At 56.1% G+C, this 5,695-nt stretch carries 3 rRNA genes; all 3 read left to right on the top strand.

From position 1 onward, the window contains the following. Positions 1-185: 185 nt before the first annotated feature. The 3 genes from AC5RWO_RS21400 (at position 186) to rrf (ending at position 5,640) form a co-directional block, all read left to right on the top strand. A 16S ribosomal RNA gene (locus tag AC5RWO_RS21400) occupies positions 186-1,709 on the top strand. Between the two features lie 461 nt (positions 1,710-2,170). Beyond that, a 23S ribosomal RNA gene (locus tag AC5RWO_RS21395) occupies positions 2,171-5,315 on the top strand. Positions 5,316-5,523: 208 nt separating this feature from the next. Continuing rightward, a 5S ribosomal RNA gene (gene rrf / locus AC5RWO_RS21390) occupies positions 5,524-5,640 on the top strand. Together the 16S, 23S and 5S rRNA genes form the textbook arrangement of a ribosomal RNA operon. Positions 5,641-5,695: the final 55 nt, after the last annotated feature.

Raw genomic sequence — 5,695 nt, 5'->3', positions numbered from 1 at the left:
TGCTCCTGTTGTTTGAGAACTCAATAGTGTGCCAAGTTTGTTGATACCAATTATTTTATTGGTTGAATTATTGTCGTGGGGCACCGCCTCCGTGGTGTGCCGCGATGTTTTTTAGCCTGGTTTGAATTTAGTGCAGTGCTGGTTCCCGTTTTCCCGGGGGCCGGTGTTGTGTCTGTTAGTAAACATTAACGGAGAGTTTGATCCTGGCTCAGGACGAACGCTGGCGGCGTGCTTAACACATGCAAGTCGAACGATGATCCGGTGCTTGCACCGGGGATTAGTGGCGAACGGGTGAGTAACACGTGAGTAACCTGCCCTTGACTCTGGGATAAGCCTGGGAAACCGGGTCTAATACCGGATACGACCTTTCACCGCATGGTGGTTGGTGGAAAGATTTTTTGGTTTTGGATGGACTCGCGGCCTATCAGCTTGTTGGTGAGGTAATGGCTCACCAAGGCGACGACGGGTAGCCGGCCTGAGAGGGTGACCGGCCACACTGGGACTGAGACACGGCCCAGACTCCTACGGGAGGCAGCAGTGGGGAATATTGCACAATGGGCGAAAGCCTGATGCAGCGACGCCGCGTGAGGGATGACGGCCTTCGGGTTGTAAACCTCTTTCAGCAGGGAAGAAGCGAAAGTGACGGTACCTGCAGAAGAAGCGCCGGCTAACTACGTGCCAGCAGCCGCGGTAATACGTAGGGCGCAAGCGTTGTCCGGAATTATTGGGCGTAAAGAGCTCGTAGGCGGTTTGTCGCGTCTGCTGTGAAAGCCCGGGGCTCAACCCCGGGTCTGCAGTGGGTACGGGCAGACTAGAGTGCAGTAGGGGAGACTGGAATTCCTGGTGTAGCGGTGAAATGCGCAGATATCAGGAGGAACACCGATGGCGAAGGCAGGTCTCTGGGCTGTAACTGACGCTGAGGAGCGAAAGCATGGGGAGCGAACAGGATTAGATACCCTGGTAGTCCATGCCGTAAACGTTGGGCACTAGGTGTGGGGGACATTCCACGTTTTCCGCGCCGTAGCTAACGCATTAAGTGCCCCGCCTGGGGAGTACGGCCGCAAGGCTAAAACTCAAAGGAATTGACGGGGGCCCGCACAAGCGGCGGAGCATGCGGATTAATTCGATGCAACGCGAAGAACCTTACCAAGGCTTGACATGGACCGGACCGCCGCAGAAATGCGGTTTCCCTTCGGGGCTGGTTTACAGGTGGTGCATGGTTGTCGTCAGCTCGTGTCGTGAGATGTTGGGTTAAGTCCCGCAACGAGCGCAACCCTCGTTCTATGTTGCCAGCGCGTTATGGCGGGGACTCATAGGAGACTGCCGGGGTCAACTCGGAGGAAGGTGGGGACGACGTCAAATCATCATGCCCCTTATGTCTTGGGCTTCACGCATGCTACAATGGCCGGTACAAAGGGTTGCGATACTGTGAGGTGGAGCTAATCCCAAAAAGCCGGTCTCAGTTCGGATTGAGGTCTGCAACTCGACCTCATGAAGTCGGAGTCGCTAGTAATCGCAGATCAGCAACGCTGCGGTGAATACGTTCCCGGGCCTTGTACACACCGCCCGTCAAGTCACGAAAGTTGGTAACACCCGAAGCCGGTGGCCTAACCCCTTGTGGGAGGGAGCCGTCGAAGGTGGGACCGGCGATTGGGACTAAGTCGTAACAAGGTAGCCGTACCGGAAGGTGCGGCTGGATCACCTCCTTTCTAAGGAGCGCCTCGGACTCGCGGAACCTTCCCAAGTGTTGGTTGTGCGGTTTGCAGGAGAGCCCATTGCGCAGGCGTTTGTTCTGCGGTGGGTGCTCGAGGGTGGAATATCAACGGATAGATTTTCTCTTGGCGGTTTCCATGCCAGTACGGTGTCCCCTTTTGCGGGGGTGCCTGGAACGTGTGGGGGTTGTCCGGGGGGTTATTGTTTGGCACACTGTTGGGTCCTGAGGCAACAGGGACCGGTTCGTTTCGGGCCGGTGTTTGTTTGTTTCTGGTTTCCTGCGCAGTCCGGGTCCGGGCCACGGTGAATACGTGGTGCGGGGATGGGTGCGACGGGGTTGTTGTTTGAGAACTACATAGTGGACGCGAGCATCTTATAAAGAAGCAATTTTGATGAACCTGGATCTGTTTTGGATCTGTGGTTCTCTCGATATTAAATGCTGATTTTGATCTTTTGTGGTCAAGTTTTTAAGAGCACACGGTGGATGCCTTGGCATCAGGAGCCGAAGAAGGACGTGGGAATCTGCGAAAAGCCTGGGGGAGTTGATAACCGAACTTTGATCCCAGGATGTCCGAATGGGGAAACCCCGCCAGGGGCACTTGTGTTACCTGGTGACCCGTATCTGAACACATAGGGTACGTGGAGGGAACGCGGGGAAGTGAAACATCTCAGTACCCGCAGGAAGAGAAAACAACAGTGATTCCGTTAGTAGTGGCGAGCGAACGCGGATGAGGCTAAACCGAGTCATGTGTGATAGCCGGCGGGCGTTGCATGGCCGGGGTTGCGGGACTTTCCGTTGCTGTTCTGCCGGACAGCTGAAGTGAGTGCAGATGCATAGGTGAACGGTCTTGAAAGGCCGGCCGGAGAAGGTGTTAGCCCTGTAACCGTAATGTGTGCTGCCGCTTGGAGAGTATCCCAAGTAGCACGGGGCCCGAGAAATCCCGTGCGAATCTGCCAGGACCACCTGGTAAGCCTAAATACTACCTGATGACCGATAGCGGACAAGTACCGTGAGGGAAAGGTGAAAAGTACCCCGGGAGGGGAGTGAAACAGTACCTGAAACCGTGTGCTTACAATCCGTCGGAGCAGCCCTAGCAGCTGTGACGGCGTGCCTTTTGAAGAATGAGCCTGCGAGTTAGTGTTACGTCGCGAGGTTAACCCGTGTGGGGAAGCCGTAGCGAAAGCGAGTCTGAACAGGGCGTTGCAGTGGCGTGATCTAGACCCGAAGCGGAGTGATCTACCCATGGCCAGGTTGAAGCGCGTGTAAGAGCGCGTGGAGGACCGAACCCACTTCAGTTGAAAATGGAGGGGATGAGCTGTGGGTAGGGGTGAAAGGCCAATCAAACTCCGTGATAGCTGGTTCTCCCCGAAATGCATTTAGGTGCAGCGTTGCGTGTTTCTTGCCGGAGGTAGAGCTACTGGATGGCCGATGGGCCCTACAAGGTTACTGACGTCAGCCAAACTCCGAATGCCGGCAAGTGAGAGCGCAGCAGTGAGACTGTGGGGGATAAGCTTCATAGTCGAGAGGGAAACAGCCCAGACCACCAACTAAGGCCCCTAAGCGTGTGCTAAGTGGGAAAGGATGTGGAGTTGCGAAGACAACCAGGAGGTTGGCTTAGAAGCAGCCATCCTTGAAAGAGTGCGTAATAGCTCACTGGTCAAGTGATTCCGCGCCGACAATGTAGCGGGGCTCAAGTACACCGCCGAAGTTGTGGCATTCACGTATTACCCAAGCCGGGGACTTGTTCCCTTGGTTCAGGGGCGTGGATGGGTAGGGGAGCGTCGTGTGGGCAGTGAAGCCGCGGTGGAAACCAGCGGTGGAGCCTACACGAGTGAGAATGCAGGCATGAGTAGCGAAAGACGGGTGGGAAACCCGTCCGCCGAATGATCAAGGGTTCCAGGGTCAAGCTAATCTGCCCTGGGTAAGTCGGGACCTAAGGCGAGGCCGACAGGCGTAGTCGATGGACAACGGGTTGATATTCCCGTACCGGCGAAAAACCGCCCATACCGAGCCGGTGATACTAACCGTCCAAACCGTGCATCCGTGCCCTTCGGGGCCAGTATGTGCGGGGCGCGCGGGACCTGAACCGGGGAGGTAAGCGTATTAACAGGTGTGACGCAGGAAGGTAGCCAGGCCGGGCGATGGTAGTCCCGGTCCAAGGATGTAGGGCGAACGGTAGGCAAATCCGCCGTTCACTAAGCCTGAGACCTGACGGGACCCCCGTATGGGGGGATCTGGTGATCCTATGCTGCCGAGAAAAGCATCGACGCGAGGTTTTAGCCGCCCGTACCCCAAACCGACACAGGTGATCAGGTAGAGAATACCAAGGCGATCGAGAGAATTATGGTTAAGGAACTCGGCAAAATGCCCCCGTAACTTCGGGAGAAGGGGGGCCTGCCCCGTGATACAGACTTGCTCTGTGGAGCGGGTGTGGGCCGCAGAGACCAGGGGGAAGCGACTGTTTACTAAAAACACAGGTCCGTGCGAAGTCGCAAGACGATGTATACGGACTGACTCCTGCCCGGTGCTGGAAGGTTAAGAGGACCGGTTAGCCCCTTTCGGGGGGCGAAGCTGAGAATTTAAGCCCCAGTAAACGGCGGTGGTAACTATAACCATCCTAAGGTAGCGAAATTCCTTGTCGGGTAAGTTCCGACCTGCACGAATGGAGTAACGACTTCCCCGCTGTCTCAACCATAAACTCGGCGAAATTGCACTACGAGTAAAGATGCTCGTTACGCGCAGCAGGACGGAAAGACCCCGAGACCTTTACTATAGTTTGGTATTGGTGTTCGGTGTGGCTTGTGTAGGATAGGTGGGAGACTGTGAAGCCCGGACGCCAGTTCGGGTGGAGTCATCGTTGAAATACCACTCTGGTCACTCTGGACATCTAACTTCGGCCCGTAATCCGGGTCAGGGACAGTGCCTGATGGGTAGTTTAACTGGGGCGGTTGCCTCCTAAAGAGTAACGGAGGCGCCCAAAGGTTCCCTCAGCCTGGTTGGCAATCAGGTGGCGAGTGTAAGTGCACAAGGGAGCTTGACTGTGAGAGAGACATCTCAAGCAGGGACGAAAGTCGGGACTAGTGATCCGGCGGCACATTGTGGAATGGCCGTCGCTCAACGGATAAAAGGTACCTCGGGGATAACAGGCTGATCTTGCCCAAGAGTCCATATCGACGGCATGGTTTGGCACCTCGATGTCGGCTCGTCGCATCCTGGGGCTGGAGTAGGTCCCAAGGGTTGGGCTGTTCGCCCATTAAAGCGGTACGCGAGCTGGGTTTAGAACGTCGTGAGACAGTTCGGTCCCTATCCGCTGCGCGCGCAGGAAATTTGAGAAGGTCTGTCCTTAGTACGAGAGGACCGGGACGGACGAACCTCTGGTGTGTCAGTTGTACTGCCAAGTGCATCGCTGATTAGCTACGTTCGGATTGGATAACCGCTGAAAGCATCTAAGCGGGAAGCCGGCTTCAAGATGAGATTTCCATACACCCTCGAGGTGTGGGAGGCCCCCAGCCAGACCACTGGGTTGATAGGCCGGATGTGGAAGCAGGGACTAAAGACCTGTGAAGCTGACCGGTACTAATAGGCCGATAACTTACACCACACACTTCCCTGGCCGCGGAACCGACTTCAAACGGTTCCCGGCAACACGAAGGGGAAGGAAAAGATACTTGCATCGCGTCCACTATGTGGTTCCCGGACAACAACCGTCCAGGGGAACACCACAATTACATACAGTCCAACATTGAACTGATGTAACCGAAAGTTTCACCCCCTGCCCGCGAACGCGGGCGGCACGGGGTGGCAAGGGTTACGGCGGTCATAGCGTGGGGGAAACGCCCGGTCCCATTCCGAACCCGGAAGCTAAGACCCACAGCGCCGATGGTACTGCACCCGGGAGGGTGTGGGAGAGTAGGTCACCGCCGGACATCTTTTGAGCGTGAAGGGCTCCACCATGACGGTGGAGCCCTTCACCCATTTAAG

The sequence above is a fragment of the Arthrobacter sp. B055-34 genome (assembly GCF_059090425.1).
The sequence above is the reverse complement of the archived record's forward strand: the minus strand, read 5'-3'. Positions and strand labels throughout refer to the sequence as shown.